The organism is Actinoplanes sp. NPDC051475, from assembly GCF_040689425.1.
Classification (GTDB): Bacteria; Actinomycetota; Actinomycetes; order Mycobacteriales; family Micromonosporaceae; genus Actinoplanes.
Window position 1 is genome coordinate 1 of record NZ_JBFAZZ010000034.1, and the last position, 18,889, is coordinate 18,889.

20 protein-coding genes are annotated in these 18,889 nt (G+C 72.7%); 12 read left to right on the forward strand and 8 right to left on the reverse strand.

Going from position 1 to position 18,889, the window contains the following annotated elements:
* Positions 1–34: 34 nt before the first annotated feature.
* Positions 35–1,045, reverse strand: a complete 1,011-nt coding sequence (locus AB0368_RS37550; protein WP_366158820.1) for a hypothetical protein — start codon at positions 1,043–1,045, stop codon at positions 35–37.
* A gap of 352 nt (positions 1,046–1,397) precedes the next feature.
* On the opposite strand from AB0368_RS37550, the gene rsmD reads away from it, so the two are divergent.
* From rsmD to mutM, 9 genes are all read left to right on the forward strand, one after another.
* Positions 1,398–1,973: a 16S rRNA (guanine(966)-N(2))-methyltransferase RsmD gene (gene rsmD / locus AB0368_RS37555; protein WP_366158821.1), complete on the forward strand. Its 576-nt coding sequence runs from the start codon at positions 1,398–1,400 to the stop codon at positions 1,971–1,973.
* Positions 1,970–2,449, forward strand: coding sequence for a pantetheine-phosphate adenylyltransferase (gene coaD / locus AB0368_RS37560; protein WP_366158822.1), 480 nt, complete (start codon positions 1,970–1,972; stop codon positions 2,447–2,449). The genes rsmD and coaD overlap by 4 nt, the downstream gene beginning before the upstream one ends.
* 91 nt (positions 2,450–2,540) lie before the next feature.
* Positions 2,541–3,038: a hypothetical protein gene (locus AB0368_RS37565; protein WP_071805703.1), complete on the forward strand. Its 498-nt coding sequence runs from the start codon at positions 2,541–2,543 to the stop codon at positions 3,036–3,038.
* A gap of 79 nt (positions 3,039–3,117) precedes the next feature.
* Positions 3,118–3,726 carry a DUF177 domain-containing protein gene (locus tag AB0368_RS37570; protein ID WP_366158823.1) on the forward strand — a complete coding sequence of 203 codons (609 nt, stop codon included), beginning with the start codon at positions 3,118–3,120 and terminating at the stop codon, positions 3,724–3,726.
* 5 nt (positions 3,727–3,731) lie between these two features.
* On the forward strand, positions 3,732–3,905 hold the full coding sequence (gene rpmF / locus AB0368_RS37575) for a 50S ribosomal protein L32 (protein WP_014694262.1): 174 nt from the start codon (positions 3,732–3,734) through the stop codon (positions 3,903–3,905).
* A gap of 127 nt (positions 3,906–4,032) precedes the next feature.
* A complete protein-coding gene (locus AB0368_RS37580) occupies positions 4,033–4,989 on the forward strand; it encodes a phosphate acyltransferase PlsX (RefSeq protein WP_366158841.1) in 957 nt (318 codons plus the stop codon).
* On the forward strand, positions 4,986–5,816 hold the full coding sequence (gene rnc, locus AB0368_RS37585) for a ribonuclease III (protein ID WP_366158824.1): 831 nt from the start codon (positions 4,986–4,988) through the stop codon (positions 5,814–5,816). The genes AB0368_RS37580 and rnc overlap by 4 nt, the downstream gene beginning before the upstream one ends.
* Positions 5,817–5,818: 2 nt before the next feature.
* Positions 5,819–7,000, forward strand: a complete 1,182-nt coding sequence (locus tag AB0368_RS37590; RefSeq protein ID WP_366158825.1) for a hypothetical protein — start codon at positions 5,819–5,821, stop codon at positions 6,998–7,000.
* A gap of 9 nt (positions 7,001–7,009) precedes the next feature.
* Positions 7,010–7,864 (forward strand): bifunctional DNA-formamidopyrimidine glycosylase/DNA-(apurinic or apyrimidinic site) lyase, encoded by an 855-nt coding sequence (mutM, locus tag AB0368_RS37595; RefSeq protein ID WP_366158826.1) that lies wholly within the window; start codon positions 7,010–7,012, stop codon positions 7,862–7,864.
* Here mutM and AB0368_RS37600 read toward each other — a convergent pair.
* The 4 genes from AB0368_RS37600 to AB0368_RS37615 all read right to left on the reverse strand — a co-directional run bounded on the left by AB0368_RS37600 (position 7,818) and on the right by AB0368_RS37615 (position 11,940).
* Positions 7,818–8,387 carry a Spherulin-4 gene (locus tag AB0368_RS37600; RefSeq protein ID WP_366158827.1) on the reverse strand — a complete coding sequence of 190 codons (570 nt, stop codon included), beginning with the start codon at positions 8,385–8,387 and terminating at the stop codon, positions 7,818–7,820. The two genes, mutM and AB0368_RS37600, sit on opposite strands and share 47 nt — an antisense overlap.
* Complete coding sequence (locus AB0368_RS37605; protein ID WP_366158828.1) at positions 8,384–9,553, reverse strand: hypothetical protein; 1,170 nt, start codon at positions 9,551–9,553, stop codon at positions 8,384–8,386. Before AB0368_RS37605 ends, AB0368_RS37600 begins: the two co-directional genes overlap by 4 nt.
* Positions 9,550–11,076 carry a glycosyltransferase gene (locus tag AB0368_RS37610; protein ID WP_366158829.1) on the reverse strand — a complete coding sequence of 509 codons (1,527 nt, stop codon included), beginning with the start codon at positions 11,074–11,076 and terminating at the stop codon, positions 9,550–9,552. Before AB0368_RS37610 ends, AB0368_RS37605 begins: the two co-directional genes overlap by 4 nt.
* Positions 11,077–11,208: 132 nt before the next feature.
* Positions 11,209–11,940, reverse strand: a complete 732-nt coding sequence (locus AB0368_RS37615; RefSeq protein WP_366158830.1) for a CAP domain-containing protein — start codon at positions 11,938–11,940, stop codon at positions 11,209–11,211.
* A gap of 525 nt (positions 11,941–12,465) precedes the next feature.
* Here AB0368_RS37615 and AB0368_RS37620 point away from each other — a divergent pair.
* The 3 genes from AB0368_RS37620 to AB0368_RS37630 all read left to right on the forward strand — a co-directional run bounded on the left by AB0368_RS37620 (position 12,466) and on the right by AB0368_RS37630 (position 17,303).
* Positions 12,466–12,660, forward strand: a complete 195-nt coding sequence (locus AB0368_RS37620) for a hypothetical protein (protein WP_106125704.1) — start codon at positions 12,466–12,468, stop codon at positions 12,658–12,660.
* A gap of 294 nt (positions 12,661–12,954) precedes the next feature.
* Entirely contained in the window at positions 12,955–16,536 is a 3,582-nt protein-coding gene (gene smc, locus AB0368_RS37625) for a chromosome segregation protein SMC (protein ID WP_366158831.1), read from the forward strand.
* A gap of 149 nt (positions 16,537–16,685) precedes the next feature.
* A complete protein-coding gene (locus AB0368_RS37630; protein WP_366158832.1) occupies positions 16,686–17,303 on the forward strand; it encodes an HAD-IA family hydrolase in 618 nt (205 codons plus the stop codon).
* Positions 17,304–17,572: 269 nt separating this feature from the next.
* Here AB0368_RS37630 and AB0368_RS37635 read toward each other — a convergent pair whose 3' ends face one another.
* From AB0368_RS37635 to AB0368_RS37645, 3 genes are all read right to left on the reverse strand, one after another.
* On the reverse strand, positions 17,573–18,028 hold the full coding sequence (locus tag AB0368_RS37635) for a DinB family protein (RefSeq protein WP_366158842.1): 456 nt from the start codon (positions 18,026–18,028) through the stop codon (positions 17,573–17,575).
* Positions 18,029–18,134: 106 nt separating this feature from the next.
* Complete coding sequence (locus tag AB0368_RS37640) at positions 18,135–18,551, reverse strand: hypothetical protein (protein ID WP_366158833.1); 417 nt, start codon at positions 18,549–18,551, stop codon at positions 18,135–18,137.
* Positions 18,548–18,832 carry a hypothetical protein gene (locus AB0368_RS37645; RefSeq protein WP_366158834.1) on the reverse strand — a complete coding sequence of 95 codons (285 nt, stop codon included), beginning with the start codon at positions 18,830–18,832 and terminating at the stop codon, positions 18,548–18,550. The genes AB0368_RS37640 and AB0368_RS37645 overlap by 4 nt, the downstream gene beginning before the upstream one ends.
* Positions 18,833–18,889 lie beyond the last annotated feature (57 nt).

The window sequence follows — 18,889 nt, forward strand, 5'->3', positions numbered from 1 at the left end:
GGCGAGCGGCGGCTGCTACGCGGGCGCCGGCGCTTCAGTGGCGCCCGTCCTTGAGGGAGCGTCTCGCCGCGGACGGTCCTCCGCGGGAGGTCCTTACGAAGAACAGGGCCACGCCCGCGGCGAGCAGGACGCCCGCGCCGGCGGCGATGCCGCCCGCGGCGGCACCGGTCAGCGGCAGGGACGGCTCGTCGCCGGCGCCGCCACCCGAGGAGTCACAGTCGGCCGGCTGCTTGTAGGTGATGGTCGCGGCCTCGTCCTCGTAACCCTTGGGGGTCGCCTTGATCTTCAGGCCCTTGGAAGCCGGGAACTCCGCGGTGGTGGTCTCGCCACGCTTGCCCACGACGGTCTTCGACTCGCCGGTGCTCGGCTTGAAGGTGACCTCGATGTCCTCGGGCCAGTCGGCCGGGACGGTGATGCCCACGGTCAGCGAGTCGCAGTCCTGGTCGTGGACGAACTCCGGCTCCTTGGTGGGCGCCGGCGGCACGCTCGTGCTTCCCGAGGGCGTCGGCTCGCTCGGGGTGCTGGGCTCCTCGCTCGGCGTGCTCGGCTCGTCGGTCGGGGTGCTCGGCTCGTCGGTCGGGGTGCTGGGCCCCGTCGACGACGGGTTGGGCGTCGGGTGGCACTTGTCGGTCGGCTTCTGCACCGGGCGCTCGGCTTCGCGGGTCGCGGTGATCAGCTGGTCGCGCTGCCACTCGGCGGTCACCGCGATGGAGGCCGACTCGGCCGTCGCGGGCAGGGTCTGGACGCCCTCGAGCGTGCCGTTGCCGGCGACCGGCAGCGGAGCCTCGGCGGTGATGCCGGTGATGGTGCTGTCCGCGGGGGTCAGCACGACGTCGGTGACCTTGCCGACCAGGTCGTACTCGCTGTTGGCGACCTTCCAGGTCACCTGCCAGGTGCCGTCCTCGTTGACGCAGGAGGAGACGCCGTCGACGATCGGGTGGTGGGCGCTGGCGGGCGCGGCGAACGCGACGACTCCGGCCAGGCCGATGAGCGCACCGGCGGTGATGGCCGACGTGCGGCGCAGCGGGGACTTAAGCAGGTTCACGCCTACTCCTGTGAAGGGGTCGGGGGCACGGCACAGGAAGGCGGAAGGCGGCCCGCCGCGCGAAGACGCGTCGGCGAGAGCCCGTGACGACGCCTCCCCGCATCGTCGAGCCGACAGCGTTTCGTCGGCGGCGGACCGACCATAGCGACTGAGATGAATCTGAAAAACGTCCCAGGCGTTGCTAAGCCGGTTGATACCCATTCGAGATCTTCGCTGTACGGAAAGCATTGACGTCGATGCGTTGAGTGCTGAACAGCGCTCCGGCAGAGGGGAAAAGTTCACTCCGCAGTGGCCGGTGCGGAGTGGTGGCGTAGCGTCACAGCGTGCTACCTGATGACTCGCGAGAGGCCGTATGACCAGGATCATCGCCGGCGCACACGGTGGTCGCCGGCTGGCCGCCCCGCCCGGCGCGCTGACCAGGCCCACGTCGGATCGGGTGCGCGAGGCGTACTTCAGCGCCCTCGACACGATGATCGACCTGGACGGCGCCCGCTTCGCCGACCTGTACGCCGGCTCCGGCGCCATCGGCCTCGAGGCCCTGTCACGCGGCGCGGCGTTCACGCTGCTGGTGGAGGCCGACGCGAAGGCGGCCCGGGCGATCCGCGACAACATCGTCACGCTCCGGGTGGGTGCCGCCGCGCGCCTGGTCACCGGCAAGGTCGCCCAGCTCCTCACCGGCCCGCCCGAGGGTGGCCCCTACGATGTCGTCTTCGCCGATCCCCCGTACGCGGTCACCGACGACGAGGTCACCGAGGTCCAGCAGGCGCTGGTCGGGAACGGGTGGCTCGCCGAGGACGCGGTCGTGACGTTCGAGCGCTCCACGCGTACGGCCGTGCGGGGTGAGCCGTTGAGCTGGGTGGAAGGCATCACCCCGGACCGCAGTAGGCGCTACGGCGAGACCACCCTTTGGTACGGTCGCCGATCATGAGACGAGCGGTCTGCCCCGGCTCCTTCGATCCGGTCACCAACGGCCACCTCGACATCATCGGACGGGCCAGCCGGCTCTTCGACGAGGTGATCGTCGGCGTGCTGATCAACAACTCGAAGACCGGCCTGTTCACCGTCGAGGAGCGCATCGAGATGCTCCGCCAGGCGACGGCCGCGTACGGCAACGTCCGCGTCGAGGCGTTCCACGGCCTGCTGGTCGACTTCTGCCGGGCGCAGGCCGCCGCCGTGGTCATCAAGGGGCTGCGCGCGGTCAGCGACTTCGACTACGAATTGCAGATGGCGCAGATGAACATCGGGCTCTCCGGCGTGGAGACGCTGTTCATGCCGACGAATCCCCTGTACTCCTTCCTGTCTTCCAGTCTCGTCAAGGACGTGGTCAAGTGGGGCGGGGACGCGTCGTCGTACGTGCCGGACTTCGTCGGTGAGCGACTCGTGACCAGGCTGCGGCAAAACTGACGGCGTGGCCTTCGCGGCTACGTCGCCCGGTTCGGCAGTAACGTGATCGCACCACTCAGCGTGAGTGCGAGCTGACAGGAGTGAGGCGCCGGTGGATCCGCTCGACCGCATCGACGAGATCATCTCCATGGTGGAACAGGCACGCTCGGTCCCGATGTCCCGGACCAACTTCATGTTCGACCGGGCCGAGATGGTGGCGCTCCTCGACGAGCTGCGCTCCGAGCTGCCGGGCGACCTGCGCCGGGCCGTCGCCCTCCTGGAGGAGCGCGACAAGATCATCGATGCCGGCAAGCGCGAGGCCGACCGCATCATCAGCGAGGGTGAGACGGAACACGCGCGCCTGGTGTCGGTGAACGAGATCACGGTCTCGGCCGAGCACGAGGGCGCCCGGATCATCGCCGAGGCCCGCGCCGAGGCCCAGCGCTTGCGCGAGGAGGTCGACGACTACGTCGACACCGCCCTGGCCAACTTCGAGCAGTTCCTGACCCGGGCCCTGGCGTCGATAGAGCGTGGCCGCGACAAGATGCACGCGCTGCGCGAGATCGGCACCTTCCAGGGCGAGGACAGCGAGCGTCCGCTGCCCTTCTGAGACCGGGGGGCGATTCGACGCTGCGGTCCCTGCTCAGGTAACCTTTCCTGTCGGCCTACCCCAAGGCTGAGGAATCATGATGCCCAAGTCTCCGCAGAAACACCTCGATCCCAGGCAGCCGCTGGTCGTCGACACGACGAAGCTCCCGCGCCGGCCCGGGGCGACGCGTGCCCTGAAGCGGGTCGTCCCGGCGTCCGCGGACCTCGGCCTTGAGCTGATCTCGGTGCCCCAGGGTTCCGACCTCGAGCTCGATCTGAGCCTGACGTCGGTCTCCGAGGGCGTGTACGTCAGCGGCAACGTGCGCGGCTCACTCTCCGGTGAGTGCGGGCGCTGCCTCAACGAGATTTCGGAGTCGTTCGACGTCGCCATCGCGGAGCTGTACGCCTACGCGGACAGCACCACGGAGGAGACGACGGACGAGGACGAGGTGGGCCGGATGCAGGGCGACCTGATCGACCTGGAACCGGCGGTCCGTGACGCGATCGTGCTCACGCTGCCGACCAATCCGGTCTGCCGGCCGGACTGCCCAGGGTTGTGCCCCGAGTGCGGGGTGCATCTCGACGACCTTCCGGCTGATCACAGCCACGAGGAAGTCGACCCGCGCTGGGCCGCTTTGCGCAATCTGTCGAAAGCTGAGCTGCCCAAAGCGGCTTTGCCGCAAGACCCGCAAAATCGGATCAAGGAGTAGGTACCGTGGCCGTCCCGAAGCGCAAGATGTCGCGCAGCAACACCCGGTCCCGCCGGGCGAACTGGAAGGCGACCGCTGTCTCGACCGTGGCTTGCCCCCAGTGCAAGTCGCCGAAGCTGCCGCACACCGCCTGCTCGGTCTGCGGCACCTACAACGGTCGTCAGGTCCTCGAGGTCTGAGCCTCGAGGAGTGACACGCCCGATCATCGGGCGGGTCGAGCCTGAGCAGCGGCGAACGTCCGGTGCCCCGCTCCCGACGCAGTCCGGCCGCGAGGCCGGCACTGCCCGGGAACCGGGCACCGCGCGGATCGCCGTCGACCTCCTCGGCGGGGACCAAGCTCCCGCCGTCGTGGTTGACGGCGCTCTGCGCGCCTGCCAGGCCGATCCGGCCCTTCAGCTCTTGCTCGTCGGCCCGGTGGAAGCGGCCGACGCGATTCTCGGCGCCCTGGATCCGGCGGATCGGGACCGGGTCCACGCCGTAGCCGCCCCCACCGGCCTGCGCACCGGCGACCGTGAGGTCAGCAGCGTCGAGTCGGGCGTGCGCACGGCGGTGCTGGCCGTGGCCCAGGGCCGCGCCGACGCCGTGCTCTCCGCCGGCAACACCGGCGCCACCGTCACTTCCGCCGCGCTCGGCCTCGGCCGCTGGCCCGGGGTACGCCGCCCCCCGCTCGCCGCCGTGCTGCCCAGCGCCGACGGCCGGCTCGTCCTGCTCGACGTGGGTTCCTCCGTCGACCCCGACGAGTCCACCCTCGCCATGCACGCCCGGCTGGGCGCCGCGTACGCCTCGGTGGTGCACGGCGTCGCCGCCCCGCGGGTGGGCCTGCTGACCATCGGCACCGAACGGGGCAAAGGCGATCGCCTACGCCGCGCCGCCACGGCCCACCTCGCCGGCCTCGAGCTGCCCGCGGGTGGCCGCTACGCCGGGTTGATCGAGGGCAACGACGTGGTAACCGGCGGCAGCGCCGACGTCGTGGTGACCGACGGCTTCACCGGCAACGTCCTGCTCAAGGGCCTCGAGACGGCGTACGCGCTGCTCGGCTCCCCGGCGCCGGGGGAGGCACCGCCGCGCGCGGCCGTCCTGCTCGGCGTCGGCGGCACGGTCGTCGTCTGCCACGGTGCCGCGTCCGGCGCGGACATCGCCGCGGGGATCGGCCTCGCCGCCGCCCTGCACCGCCGGGACGCCGTCCCGGCCATCGCCGACTTGATCACGGGTCTCGAAGACCCCCTAGGTGAGCATCCGCGAAGCGCAAGAGGTGGTTCATGAGCAGTAACGACAAGCGGCGGTTCCGGCCCTCCACCGCCCCGCTCGAGGAGGCCTTCGGGGTTCCCATCGAGCCCGATCTGCTCGAGCGGGCGCTCACCCACCGCTCGTACGCGTACGAGAACGGCGGCCTGCCGACCAACGAGCGCCTGGAGTTCCTGGGCGACTCGGTCCTCGGCGTGGTCATCACCTCGGCGCTGTTCCACAACCACCCCGACCTGCCCGAGGGTCAGCTCGCGAAGCTGCGCGCCAGCGTCGTCAACATGCACGCGCTGGCCGACGTCGCCCGTACGCTCGGACCGGAGGGTCTCGGCCCGCACCTGCTGCTCGGCAAGGGCGAGGAGACGACCGGCGGCCGCGACAAGGCGAGCATCCTGGCGGACACCCTGGAGGCGCTGCTCGGGGCGATCTACCTCGAGCACGGGCTGGACCTCGCGAGCGAGGTCGTCCACCGGCTGTTCGACCCGCTGATGGCCGAGTCGGCCGGTCGGGGCGCGGCGCTGGACTGGAAGACCAGCCTCCAGGAGCTGACCGCGGCGCTCGGCCTGGGCGTGCCGGACTACGTGATCGACGACGCCGGGCCGGACCACGCCAAGACGTTCACCGCCTGGGTGGTCGTGGCCGGTGAGCGCTACGGCGGTTCGGACGGGCGCAGCAAGAAGCAGGCCGAGCAGCGGGCCGCCGCGGCCGCCTGGCGCACCCTCACCGAGCGGGCCGAGGCGGAGACGCCGCCGCCGGCCGTCGCGGGCGGCGGGCACGCCGAGATGTCCGCGGCCGACGGCAAGAACGCCGCCGCGGAGGCCGACGACAGAAGCGCCGCCGGCCGGTGAGCGTGGCGGCTCAGGACACGGACAGCGCCGCCGAGGTCGCCGACCCGCCGGACTTGGGCCTCTGGGACCGGGCCGGACGCTGGCACGGCGCCGCCGTGGCGGCCGGCATTCTGGCGCTGTCCCGAATCGTGCAGCTCATCCTGCTCGTCGGCCTGGACCGGGCCGCCGCGGAACCGGCCGGCCTGCGCGCCAACCTGCTGGTCTGGGACGGCGGCTGGTTCATGCGGGCCGCCGCGGGCTATCCGCACGGCTACACGTACGGGGCGGACGGCTCGCTCGAGGGCAACGAGCTGGCCTTCTTCCCGCTCTACCCGATGCTGATCCGCGGTCTGTCCCACCTGGGCTTCGACCCGGGCACCGCCGCGCTCACGGTGAGCTGGCTGGCCTCCGTCGCCGCGGCCGTGGCGCTGCACCTGCTCGGCACGACCCTGTACGGCCGCCGCGCCGGCTGGGCCCTCGTCGCGATCTGCTGCACCGCCCCGATGTCCGTGGTCCTGTCCATGGCCTATTCGGAGAGCCTGTTCCTCGCGCTGGTCGCCGGGATGTTCGTGGCTGCCCACCGCAGGGTGTGGTGGGCGGCGGGCCTGCTCGGCCTCGGCTGCGCCCTGACCAGGCCGACCGGGGCCGCGGCCGCCGTCGCCCTGGCCGTCGCCGCGGTGCTGGCCGTCCGGGAGAACCCGGCGAAGAAGTGGCAGCCGCTCGCTGCGGCGACTGTCGCGCTGGCGGGCGTACCGGCGTTCCTCGGCTGGGTCGGGTGGCGGGTCGGCGACCCGGACGCCTGGTTCCGGATCCAGGCGGCCGAATGGGGCACGGCCTTCGACTTCGGCAGCAGCACGCTGACGTTCCTCAACGACACGCTGACCACCGGCGACGGCTGGGTGCCGATGAGCGTGGCACTGATCCTGCTCGTCGCCGTGGCCGCCGCGGGGGTCGCGGTGGCGGGCCGTCCGTGGTTGCCGTTGGCCGCCTACGGGGTCGTCGCGATGGCGCTCGTGTACGGCCAGGCCGGCTATTACCACTCCAAGCCGCGGCTGCTGCTGCCCGTACTGTTGACGCTGCTGCCCGCGGTCGTCGCCGCCGGCCGGGCCCGCCCCCGCGTCGCCATCATGGCGATCGCCGCCTGGGCTGCGTTCGGCCTCTGGTACGGCGCGTACATGGTGGCTGTGTGGCCGTACACAATCTAAGAGAGAGCGATGCCTGAGCTTCCCGAGGTGGAGACCGTCCGGCAGGGGCTGGCCAAATGGGTGGCCGGCCGCCGCATCGAGACGGTCGAGGTGCGCCACCCCCGCGCGATCCGCCGCCACCTGCCCGGCGACGCGCACTTCGCCGCGGTCCTCGCCGGACGCACGATCACCGATGTCTCCCGGCGCGGCAAGTACCTGTGGCTGCCGCTGGACTCCGGCGACGCGATCATCGGCCACCTGGGGATGAGCGGTCAGCTGCTGATGCAGCCCGCCGAGGCGCCGGACGAGGCGCACCTGCGGGTCCGCTTCGCGTTCGCCGACGACGGCCCGGAGCTGCGCTTCGTCGACCAGCGGACGTTCGGCGGCCTGTCGGTCTCCGAGGACGGCGCCGAGCTGCCGGCGGAGATCGCCCACATCGCCCGGGATCCGATGGACCCGCTCTTCGACGACGAGGCGTTCGTCGCGGCGCTACGGCGCAAGCACACCGAGGTCAAGCGGGCTCTGCTCGACCAGACGCTCATCTCCGGGGTCGGCAACATCTATGCCGACGAGGCCCTGTGGCGGGCCCGGCTGCACGGGGCACGGCCGACCGACGCGCTGACCCGGCCGGTGGTACGCCGCCTGCTGGGACACGTCCGCGACGTCCTCGGTGAGGCGATCGTCGCGGGGGGCACGAGCTTCGATGCGCTCTACGTCAACGTCAATGGCGAGAGCGGGTACTTCGACCGGTCGCTGGACGCGTACGGGCGGGAGGGGCAGCCGTGCCACCGGTGCGGCACGGCCATCCGCCGCGAGCAGTTCATGAACCGGTCGTCGTTCAGCTGTCCGCGCTGCCAGCCGCGCCCCCGGAAGCCGCTGCGCTGACGTACGGGCCGGCGTCGGTGGCCAGCCCGAAGCCCGCGCCGCGCCTGCCCATCAGCCGCCGGGCGGCCGTCAGCAGCGTCGTCGGCACGCCGTGGACGAGGTGGCCGTCGCCGGGGCGTACGCCCTCACCGTCCCAGCCCTGGTACGCCGACCACGGCCCGTCGAAGGTGCAGATCTTCACGCCCAGGTCCCGGTAGAGCGGATGGGTGGGAACCCCCGGGTTCAGGACCACCCGGTGCAGCCCGCGGCGGGCCGCCAGCCGTACGGTCAGCGCCACCGGCCCGACCCCGCCCGAGCCGGCCGGCGCCCGGTCCAGGAAGAGGCCCTCCACGCCGTCCTCGCGCCACGCGTCGACGTCGGCCAGCACGTCGGCGAGGGAGCGCCCGCCCCAGTCCAGGTCGATGCGGCCGAGCCGCTGGTGCGCGGAGCGGCGCGAGCCCGGCCGTTCCTGCACGACCCAGGTGTCGGCGTCGACGGGCAGTTCGGGCGACGGTTGCGCGTACGGGGGGAACAGGGTTCTCACGGCGTCCTCCGGGGGTCTGCGGCGGTGCGGGCGACGACGAGCAGGCCGGCGAGATGCGTCGCCGCCAGGATGCCGACGACGATGGGCAGCGGGTCCGGCGGCAGGGCCGGTACGTGCGGGGCCGCGAACGCCGCGGCCGGCGGCGCGACGGCGAGCAGGGTGGCGATCCCGGTCCGCCCGCGCCAGCCGAGCAGCAGCGTGATCGCGAGGACGCCGCTGAGCAGGATGCCGCCGGCGAAGACGAGCACCCCGGCCGTTCCGGCGGGCACCTGGTACGCGGCCGCCGCCAGCGCGGTCCCCACGGCGAGCGGGGGTACCAGAGCAGCGACGGTCACGACGGTCACGCCGCCGAGGTGGGCGCGGAACTCCTCGTCGCTCTCGGCGGCGTCGAGCCCGGCCTGCACCTGCCGGCGGTGCCAGCCGATCAACGCCTCCAGCACCGGCCCGGCGGCGAGCAGCGGCAGGACGGCGGGGGAGGTGGCGGTCGGTGGTCCGGCCCGCCACAGCAGCGCCACGCTCGCGGCCTGGGCGGCGCCGAGCAGCAGCCGCATGCCGCCGTGCCGCAGATCCGAGCCGCGCAACCGGCCCACCGGCGAGGCGCCGAGGACGGGCCGGAACGCGCGGGTGGCGGCCAGCGCGATCGCGACGGGCAGCAGCGCAATCACGGGCACCCGCTGCGCCAGCGTGTCGCCGACGGTCCCGGCGATGCTCACCGCGGCCAGGAGCCAGCAGGGCAGGCTCCACCGGACCACGGCCGCCTCGGTGCGGGTTACCAGCGCAGCGGTGACCGTACCCAGGCAAAGCAGGCCGCAGACGCCGACCGCGACCGCCAGGAACCGGTCCGGGCCGACCAGGCGGGCGGGCGCGAGGCCGGCCGCCGCCGTCCAGAGCGCCGCCGCCGCGGTGAAGCCTCCCGCGACCAGCTTGGCGGCCGGGCCCCGGCCGCCGCGGCGCGCGACCAGGGCGCCGACGCCGGCGAGGGCGTGCGCCACGCTCCAGCCGAGCACGAGGATGCCGACGGGTACCTGCCACGCGACCCGGCCCAGCGGCCCGGCGGCGGCGACCGCGACGCTCAGCGGTCCGAGATAGAGGGCACAGCGCAGCAGCGTGGCGCCCAGCGCGGGCGCGCGGAGCATGCCGCCCCGCAGCGCCAGATCGGCGGTCATCGGTCCTCCCCGGCCCCGGCGAGCCATCGCAGGGTGGCCGGTCGCGCGTCGCGGGGCGCGGGAACGGCCAGGGCCAGTTCGTAGGCCGGTGCCGGGGGCGGCCCCGCCAGATCGGTGTAGAGCGCGCCATAGACGCGGACGACCCGGTCGGCGGTGAAGCACGCCAGGGCGCGGCGGCGCGCGGCGTCGCCGAGAGCACGCCGCCGGGCCGGTGCGGTGAGCAGGCCGATGCAGGCGGCGGCGAGCGCCGCCGGGTCCCGGTCGGGCACGATCACGCCGGCGTCGCCGAGCGTCTCGCCGACCGGCCCGACGTCGACCCCGACGACCGCACGGCCGGACATCATGGCCTCGATCAACCGGTACGGCGGGTCGGACGGCCCGGGCACGTGCACGACGACGTGGCCGGCGGCGTACCGGTCGCGGGGGTCGGCGGGCAGCGGGTGCAGCCGGATCGCGCGGCCCAGCCCGGTCCGCTCGGTCTGCTCGGCGCAGTGGTCCTCGTGGGCGGGCGTCACTCCGACCAGGTGCAGCACGGTGCCGGGCACGGCCGCGGCCACCCGCGCGAAGGCGTCCAGCAGCGGGCCGAGGCCGCTCTCCGGGCCGCCGTTGCCGGCCCACACGATCGCCGGCGGGTTCCGGGCCTCGGGCGCGCACGGGAAGTCCAGCGGGTCGACTCCGGCCGGCACCGGCACCAGCCGGCTGGGCTCGGCGCCGTGCCGCAGCGCCCAGGAGTGGTGGTACTCGCTGAGCGGGGCGATCAGGCCGGCCTCGGCGTACCCGGTGCGCGCCACGGCCCGGCGGAACCGGCGCAGCACGGCCTGCACGGCGGGCGACAGCCGTTCCTCCTGGGCCCGGAACTTGGCGACGGGGGCCCGGGCCTCGGTGAGCAGAAGCGCCGTGCCCGTGCGCCACCGACCGGCCAGCGCCGCCAGCAACGGCGTCGTGCCGCCGACGCAATGCACAAGATCAACTTCCGGCAACGGTACGGCCAGAGCCCGCGCCGCGTGCCGCAGCAGGGTGGCGGCCGTCCGCGCGTCCCGCAGGCTCAGCCGCGGCAGCCGCTCGTCGGCGCCGGAGGTCCGCCCGGCCCGCCACGCCTCCAGCAGCACATCAGCCAGCGGTACGGCGTTCAGCGGCGCCCCGGCGGCCCCGCCTACCCCGGCGGTCCGGGTTGCCCCGCCGGTACCGATTGCCCCGTCAGCGAGGGCAGCGAGCCCGGCCAGCCCGCGGGCGAACACCTCGTCCTGCTCGGTGACCAGCCCCCGGCACAGCAGCGCGGCCGCGGCGGTGGCGTGCTCGTCCCGGCCCTCCCGCCGCGGCGTCTCCCGGGGCAGCGCGACCGTACGCGCGGACGCCACGTGCCCGGGCAGCGCGTAAGCCGGCCCGCCCGGAGGTTCGCGGTCGGAGACGGTGACGAGGTCGAAGCGGAAGCGGGCGAGGCCGTCGACGAGCGTCCGGCACCAGCCGCCGAGCGCGTCCCGGCGGAACGGATAGCCGCCCCCGGTGAGCAGACAGATGCGCATGCGGTCAGCGCCGCGGGCACGTCGGGGGCGATATCACGAAGGCTGCAACGACGCAGGGGCGAAAAGTAACGGGATCGTGTCACCTAGGCGACAGATGTTCGCACTATTTGTCTGTTTTACCGCGTGCTTTGCCTAGGAACGCCCGAAAAGCTGGCCCCACACGATCGTTCCGTCCACGCCCTTCACCGCGCCGACCCCGATCGCCCCGAAGTCGCAGTTGAGGATGTTGGCGCGGTGACCCTCGCTGTTCATCCACGACTTCATGACGTCCGCCGCGTCCTGCTGGCCCCGGGCCACGTTCTCGCCGCCCGGGTCGTCGTACCCCTGCTCCTTGGCGCGCTGGACGAAGTCCCGGCCGTCGTCGCTGACGTGGCTGATGTAGAGGTTGCCGTGCGTACCCAACTCCTGGACGTGCAGCCGGATCGCCGTCCGCAGCTTGGTGTTCAGGCTCACGGAACCGCAGCCGGCCCGGTCGCGCTCGACGTTGACCAGGCGGATGACCTCGGTCTCCTGGCCCGGGAGCCCGGCCGGCACCCTCGGCGCGCTCTTCGTCACCGGCGTACGGGCCGGGGCCTTCGCTTTTCTGCTGGTGGCCGGCGTGGGTTTCTTGGTGGCCGGCTTCTTCGGGGCGGGCTTCGCCGACGCGGTCGTGGGTACGGGCGGCGCGGCCGGTGCGCTCCGGGTTCCCGTCCCGGCGCCGGGTGCCCCGCCACCGGCACCCGGCGCCAGGGCGGCGACGGCGGCCTCGGGTCGCTCGGCGGCGATGCCCGGGCCGGTGAGGCTCGACGGAAGCAGGGCGGCGCCCGCGCCGAAGACGGCGAGCAGGCCGGCGACCGGCAGTGCCAGGAGGACCGGCGAGGGCATCGACTGCCGTCCGCGGTGCCGTCCGGCAGTGCCCGCTCGTCGGTCCCGCTCGTTCTGCTCGTCTGGCCCCTGCACGTCCTGCCTCCGCGGTCCTCAGGGATCGAGAGGTTTCGACCCGGGTGACGGTAAGCAGTCGCCCGGATACCCGGCAAACCAGCTAAGGAAGAGATAAGGCTGACTTCAGGGAGGCTTCTGCCGAAAATCCCTTGATCAAAGCCCGGAACGCATGCCAAGGTGGCGTGATTCACTGGTAGACGGGGGTTGGCGCGGTGTCCACGGCTTGACTGAGCCTGGTCTCCGGCGCACCATAGAAGAGTCGCCAGTCGCGCCCATCTGTGCTCCGCACTCGTCTGAAGTACTAGGCGGGTCCTGAGCGCAGAAAAAATCTGCATCTCATGTACGTCCAGGGTGCAGGTCTGTGTCCACGCGTGTCCGTGGGTGCAGGTGCGGTACCACTGGGCGCGCGTTTGGCCGGCCTTTCCGGCAGCGCTTACAAAGAGACGCGGTGTCTCACAAGGAGAAGTCATGGCGAAGGCCCTCTACGGCCACGTAGGTGCGGCGCCCGACCGGCGCCTGCTCGACGAGGTCACCCGACTGCGTTCCAGGGTGCAGGCTCTGGAGTTCGAGGTCACCCGCCTGCGGGCGGAGAACGATCGGCTCGCGGCCGCCGCGGCGGAGGCGGACGATCTGATGCGGCTGACCGAGCCTGCGCTGACCTGAGCTCCGCGGGGGCGCCGAGACCGGGCGCTCACATCCCCCTAGCACCACAGACGCACACTGAAAAGCGCGCCTCCACGGATGTGGCGGCGCGCATTTTTTTGCGTTTCCCGGAACCTTTCCCCTGCTCGTGTCGCTGTCCGCCGCGCTGGTGTAGCGCAGCGCGCACACCGAATGGGACAAACAAGCTTTAACGGTTCTATACAGGTATGGACCGGGACGCGCGGCGTGCGCGGACACAGCCCGCACCTGCGGGTAACCTGCTGCCGGAGAGCAAACCGCGACCCCCGGAGATCCGTGCACCTCAAGAGCCTGACGGTCAAGGGCTTCAAGTCCTTCGCCTCCGCTACGACGCTGCGGCTGGAGCCGGGCATCACCTGCGTGGTGGGCCCCAACGGCTCCGGCAAGTCCAACGTCGTCGACGCCATCGCCTGGGTCCTCGGCGAGCAGGGCGCCAAGGCGCTGCGCGGCGGCAAGATGGAGGACGTCATCTTCGCCGGCACCGCCGGCCGGGCCCCGCTCGGCCGCGCCGAGGTGACCCTCACGATCGACAACGGCGACGGGGCCCTGCCGATCGACTACACCGAGGTGTCGATCACCCGCCGGATGTTCCGCTCCGGCGAGAGCGAGTACGAGATCAACGGCAGCTCGTGCCGCCTCCTCGACATCCAGGAGCTGCTGAGCGACTCCGGCATCGGCCGCGAGATGCACATCATCGTCGGCCAGGGCCGGCTCGACGCCATGCTGCACGCCAAGCCCGAGGACCGCCGCGCCTTCATCGAGGAGGCCGCCGGCGTCCTCAAGCATCGCAAGCGCAAAGAGAAGGCGATCCGCAAGCTCGACGCGATGCAGACCAACCTCAACCGGCTCAACGACCTCACCGCCGAGCTGCGCCGCCAGCTCAAGCCGCTCGGCAAGCAGGCCGAGGTCGCCCGCCGCGCCGCCGGCATCCAGGCCGACCTGCGCGACGCCCGCCTGCGGCTGCTCGCCGACGACCTGCACACCCTGCGGACGACGCTGGACAAGGAGATCGCCGACGAGTCGGCGATGCGCGACCGCCGCCAGCAGGTCGAGGACGAGAACCGCGAGGTCCAGCGCTGGCTCGCCGACCTCGAGGCCCAGCATGCCGAGGACGCGCCGCTGCTCCAGGCCGCCCAGGACACCTGGTACAAGCTCTCCACGCTGCAGGAACGCTTCCGCTCCACCGAGCAGCTCGCCTCCGAGCGGCTGCGCCACCTCGCCGCCACCCCCGAGGAGGAGCGCACCGGCCGCGACCCCGACCAGCTCGTCGCCGAGGCCGAGCGGGTCCGGGAGCAGGAAGAGGAGCTGCGCGAGGCGCTGACCGAGGACCAGATGCGCCTGGCCGAGGCGGTCGAGCACCGCCAGGAGCTGGAACGTCAGCTGGCCGCGGCCGAGGGCGCCCTGCGTACCGCGGCGAAGGCGATCGCCGACCGGCGTGAGGGCCTCGCGAAGCTGACCGGGCAGGTGAACGCGGCCCGGGCCCGTACCGGAAGCGCCGCGGAGGAGATCGAGCGCCTCGCGGCCGCGCACACCGACGCCCTCATGCGCGCCGACGCCGCGCAGGCCGAGGTCGACGCCGTCGCCGCGGAGTCGAGCGAGGCCGACCGCGACAACGCCGACCTGGACGCCCGGCACGCCGAGGCGGTCGCCGCGCACGACCGCGCGGCCGCCGTCGTCAAGGAACTCTCCGACGCCGAGCGCGCCGCCGAGAAGGACGCCGCGAGCTGGAAGGCCCGCGAGGAGGCGCTCGCCCTCGGCCTCAAGCGCAAGGACGGCGCCGGCGCGCTGCTCGCCAAGGCCGACCAGGTCCCCGGCCTGCTCGGCAGCCTCGCCTCGATGCTCACCGTCCGCCCCGGTCACGAGGCCGCCCTCGCCGCGGCGCTGGGTGTGCTCGCCGACGCCGTCGCCCTCTCCGGGACCGACGAGGCCGTCGAGGCCATGCGTACGCTCAAGATCACCGATGCCGGCCGCGCCGCCCTGGTGGTGGCGAGCCCCGCGGCCCCGGGCATGCAGGGCCCCCTCGACTCCCTGCGGCCCGCGCTCCCTTCGGACGCGACCTGGGCGCCCGACGTCATCGACTGCCCCGACACGATCCGGCCTGCGCTCAACCGGGCCCTGCGCGACGTCGTCCTCGTGCCCGACCTCGCCGCGGCGACCCGCCTCGTGGCCCAGAACGCGGAACTCCGCGCGGTCACCCCGGACGGCGACGTCCTCGGCGCCCACGCCGCGGCCGGCGGCTCGGGGAAGGCCACCAGCTACATCGAGGTGCAGGCCGCCGTCGACGAGGCCCGGGCCAACCGGGAAACCGCCGAGCAGTCCATCGGCGAGCTCGAGGAACGCCTCGCCGAGGCTCGCGCCGAGGTCGCCGAGCACAAGGAAGCGGTCAACGTCGCGGCAGCCGCCAAGCGCGCTGCCGAGGGCGAACGCAACGCCGCCGCCCGCCGCCTCGCCGAACTGGGCGCCGCCGCCCGCTCCGCCAAGGCCGAGTCCGAGCGGCTGGGCGCCTCCCGGCAGAAGGCGGAGGGCAACCGCGACCGCGACCTCGCCGGCCTCGCCGAACTCGAGGAACGGCTGCACCTCGCCGAGTCCACGCCGATCGACGAGGAGCCGTCCACCGAGGAACGCGACCGGCTCGCGGCTCTCGTGCCCCAGTCCCGGCAGAACGAGATGGAGGTGCGGCTCGCCGTCCGTACGGCGGAGGAACGCGTCTCGTCCATCGCCGGCCGCGCCGACTCGCTGCTGCGCCAGGCCAACGCCGAACGCCAGGCCCGCGAACGGGCGGCGGCCCGCCGCGAGGCCCGCGCCCGAGGAGCCGAGATCGCCAAGGCGGTCGCGCTGGGCGCGGCATCCGCCCTGGCCCGGGTGGCGGTCTCCCTGGCCGCCGCGGTCGAGGTCCGCGACGAACTCGCCCGCGCGCGTACGGCCCGGGAGGCGGAGCTTTCGGAGGTACGGGCGACCGCCAAGCGCCTCGTCTCCGAACTCGACCGCCTCACCAGCGAGGTCCACCGCGACGAGGTGGCGCGCGCGGAACAGCGCATGCGCATCGAACAACTCGAGGCCAAGGCGGCCGAGGACTTCTCCCTCGACGTCGACACCCTCGTCGCCGAGTACGGGCCGGACCAGCTCGTACCCCCGACGCAGGCCGAGGTGACGCAGGCGGAGAAGGACGACAAGCCGATCCCCGACCCGGTCCCGTTCCACCGCCCCACCCAGGAGAAGCGAGCGAACAAGGCCGAGCGCGACCTGGCCCTCCTGGGCAAGGTCAACCCGCTGGCCCTGGAGGAGTTCGCGGCGCTGGAGGAACGCTTCAAGTTCCTGTCGGACCAGCTCGAGGACCTCAAGGCCACCCGCAAGGACCTGCTGACGGTGGTCAAGGACGTCGACGACCGCATCCTCGAGGTGTTCGCGTCGGCGTTCGAAGACACCGCCCGCGAGTTCCAGACGGTCTTCCAGGTCCTCTTCCCGGGCGGTGAGGGCCGGCTCGTCCTGACCGACCCGGAGGACATGCTGTCCACGGGCGTCGAGGTCGAGGCCCGCCCGCCGGGCAAGAAGATCAAGCGCCTGTCGCTGCTCTCGGGCGGCGAGCGATCGCTGACGGCGGTCGCGATGCTGTGCGCGATCTTCCGGGCCCGCCCCAGCCCCTTCTACATCATGGACGAGGTCGAGGCGGCCCTCGACGACGTCAACCTGGGCCGGCTGATCACGCTGTTCCAGCAGCTGCGGGAGAAGAGCCAGCTCCTGATCATCACCCACCAGAAGCGGACGATGGAGGTCGCCGACGCCCTGTACGGCGTGACGATGCGCTCCGGCGTGACGCAGGTGATCAGCCAGCGGCTCAACCGGGAGCTCGAGGACTGACCCTCGGCCCGCGGTCGCTTCTTGGCCCGCGGTGTTTTCTCGGCCCGCGGTCTCTTCCCGGGGCGCTGTCTGCGTGGCGGGTCGCCCTCCGTAGGCTGGCGCTTTGAGCGTTGTCGCTCGGCCCCCGTCGAGGAAGGACCGCCAACCGCATGCACCGCCAACCCGCCCAGGCCATGCTGATCGACCTGGACGGCGTCATCCGCCGCTGGGACCCCGCGGTGGCGGCGGCCGCGGAGGTCGGCCACCACCTCCCGGCAGGGATCCTGATGCACACGGCCTTCTCCTGGGACCTCCTGCGCCCGGCCATCGCGGGTGAGATCACCGACGCGGAATGGATGCACCTCGTCGCGACCCGCCTGCCCCTCGCGTACGACGAGGCGGCCGCGGCGGTGACCGAGTGGCAGCAACACCGGGGCACGGTCGACCCCGAGGCACTCGCCTTCGTCCGAGCGGCCCGCGCCGCCGGTCGCCAGGTAGGGCTTGCCACGAACGCAACGGACCGCCTCCGCACCGACCTCGAGGCGCTCGACCTGACCGGCGAATTCGACGCGGTGATCAGCTCCAGCGAACTGAAGATCCACAAGCCGGCGCCCGAATTCTTCGCCCAGGCCTGCCAAGCCCTGAACACCGAGGCGCCGTGGATCCTGTTCGTGGACGACGACGACCGGGTGATCCGCGGGGCCCGGGCGGCGAAGCTCCTCGGCTTCCGCTGGACCGGCACCCAGGACCTGCCCTACCTCCGTAAGGCGCTCGCCCTCCCTTCCTGATCCGCCGAGGCCGGCGCCCGGCCGCCCTCGCGTCGCCCGGCCGCAGCTCGCCTACGGCCGCGCCGAGCTGCGGCGGACCCAGCCGGCCGGTCGTGCGGCCGGGCTCGCAGCCGCCCGGTCGTGCGGCCGGGCTCGCCGACAGCGCGTTCCGGGCTCACCGGCCCCACCTTCCGTACTCGCCGACCCGACCTTCCATACTTGCCGACCGCGCCGTTGCGCGGGCGGGGTCGCGGCGGTCCTCCGGTGTGTCTGGCGACGTGTTCCGGCGGTCAGTCGCCTGTCTGGCCGTCGATGCGTTCGCGCAGCAGGTCCGCGTGGCCGTTGTGGCGGGCGTACTCCTCGATCATGTGCAGATAGACCCAGCGGAGGCTCGTCGGCGGCCGGTCCTTCCGGGAGAACTCGTGGTCGAGCGGCAGCTCGGCCACCGCCGCCCGGGCCGCCTCGATCTCGGTCAGGAAGGTGGCATGGTCGCGCTCCGCGTCGGCGTCGGCCACGTCGTCGAAGTCGCCGTCGCGGTTGTCGTCGTCGCAGTAGAGGTCGGGGAGCTGCTGGCCTGCCGCATGCATGCGGAACCAGCCGCGCTCGACCTCGGCCATGTGGCGGATCAGGCCGAGCAGGGTCAGGTTGGACGGCTCCACCGCCGCCTTCTTCAGGTGCTCCGCGGTGAGGCCCGCGCATTTCGTCAGCAGGGTCTGTCGATGCCAGTCGAGCCAGCCTTCCAGCATGGCTCGCTCGTCACCGGTACGCGGTTCGCTCACTCGTTGCGCCGAAGGCGCGGTCCAGGAAGTCACGAGCACATCCTGGACCGTCCCTCCGACATTTTTCGCCGCGTTATCCGTCCTCGGACGGGACGACGATGATCCGGTCGCCCGGGATGAGGGGGGCGGACTCCTGCGGCTCGGCCGTGAGGTAGGCGGCCGAGTGGGTGAGGGAGGCCCACACCGCGTGGGATCTGGCGAGGTCGCCTCCGGTGAACGCGACCGTGTCCGCGATCGGGCCGGCCGACTCGGCGGTCAGGTCCAGCATCTGGGTGGCGGGGAGGTGGATCAGCACGTCCAGGCGGGCTCGCGCGACCTTGTCGCCCACGCACCGGGCGTGGGCGTCGAGCAGGGCGGTTGCCGGGATGCCGACGTAGGCCCGCTCGTCGCCGACCTCGGTGATGACCTCGCCGACGTGGACGTGGCCGTGGGCGTAGGACTGGATCGCCGAGCGGTCCAGCACGGCGCGGATCTCAGGGGTGTCAGTCATGCCGGCTCCTCCGTGCCGGGCCGGCGGCCTGCCTCGATGGCGTCGAGCCGGCGCCGGCTCTCGGCCCGCTGGGCGTCGGTGGGGCGGCGCAGTTTGTCGCGCCAGCGGGCCACGCCTTCTTCGGTGATGGTGAAGCCGGCGGCTTCCAGCATCGCCCTGGTGGTGGCGCCGCGTTGCATGTGGGACCGCACGGCCTCGGTCACGATCGCCGAGCTGTTGGGATGTTTGTCCAGGTATCGCGCTACATCGTCGGGGAGACTCACGGTGATCCGCCTTGTCATACTCGCATCATACTCTGACGTCCTTAGGTAGGACTGTAGAGACAATACTACGGACAA

Bases quoted from the DNA above. Each gene is read 5' to 3' on its own strand.
- rsmD (WP_366158821.1), top strand. From the start codon at position 1,398: ATGACCAGGATCATCGCCGGCGCACACGGTGGTCGCCGGCTGGCCGCC.
- coaD (WP_366158822.1), top strand. From the start codon at position 1,970: ATGAGACGAGCGGTCTGCCCCGGCTCCTTCGATCCGGTCACCAACGGC.
- AB0368_RS37570 (WP_366158823.1), top strand. From the start codon at position 3,118: ATGCCCAAGTCTCCGCAGAAACACCTCGATCCCAGGCAGCCGCTGGTC.
- rnc (WP_366158824.1), top strand. From the start codon at position 4,986: ATGAGCAGTAACGACAAGCGGCGGTTCCGGCCCTCCACCGCCCCGCTC.
- mutM (WP_366158826.1), top strand. From the start codon at position 7,010: ATGCCTGAGCTTCCCGAGGTGGAGACCGTCCGGCAGGGGCTGGCCAAA.
- AB0368_RS37605 (WP_366158828.1), bottom strand. From the start codon at position 9,553: ATGACCGCCGATCTGGCGCTGCGGGGCGGCATGCTCCGCGCGCCCGCG.
- AB0368_RS37610 (WP_366158829.1), bottom strand. From the start codon at position 11,076: ATGCGCATCTGTCTGCTCACCGGGGGCGGCTATCCGTTCCGCCGGGAC.
- AB0368_RS37615 (WP_366158830.1), bottom strand. From the start codon at position 11,940: ATGCCCTCGCCGGTCCTCCTGGCACTGCCGGTCGCCGGCCTGCTCGCC.
- AB0368_RS37620 (WP_106125704.1), top strand. From the start codon at position 12,466: ATGGCGAAGGCCCTCTACGGCCACGTAGGTGCGGCGCCCGACCGGCGC.
- AB0368_RS37630 (WP_366158832.1), top strand. From the start codon at position 16,686: ATGCACCGCCAACCCGCCCAGGCCATGCTGATCGACCTGGACGGCGTC.
- AB0368_RS37635 (WP_366158842.1), bottom strand. From the start codon at position 18,028: ATGCTGGAAGGCTGGCTCGACTGGCATCGACAGACCCTGCTGACGAAA.
- AB0368_RS37640 (WP_366158833.1), bottom strand. From the start codon at position 18,551: ATGACTGACACCCCTGAGATCCGCGCCGTGCTGGACCGCTCGGCGATC.
- AB0368_RS37645 (WP_366158834.1), bottom strand. From the start codon at position 18,832: ATGACAAGGCGGATCACCGTGAGTCTCCCCGACGATGTAGCGCGATAC.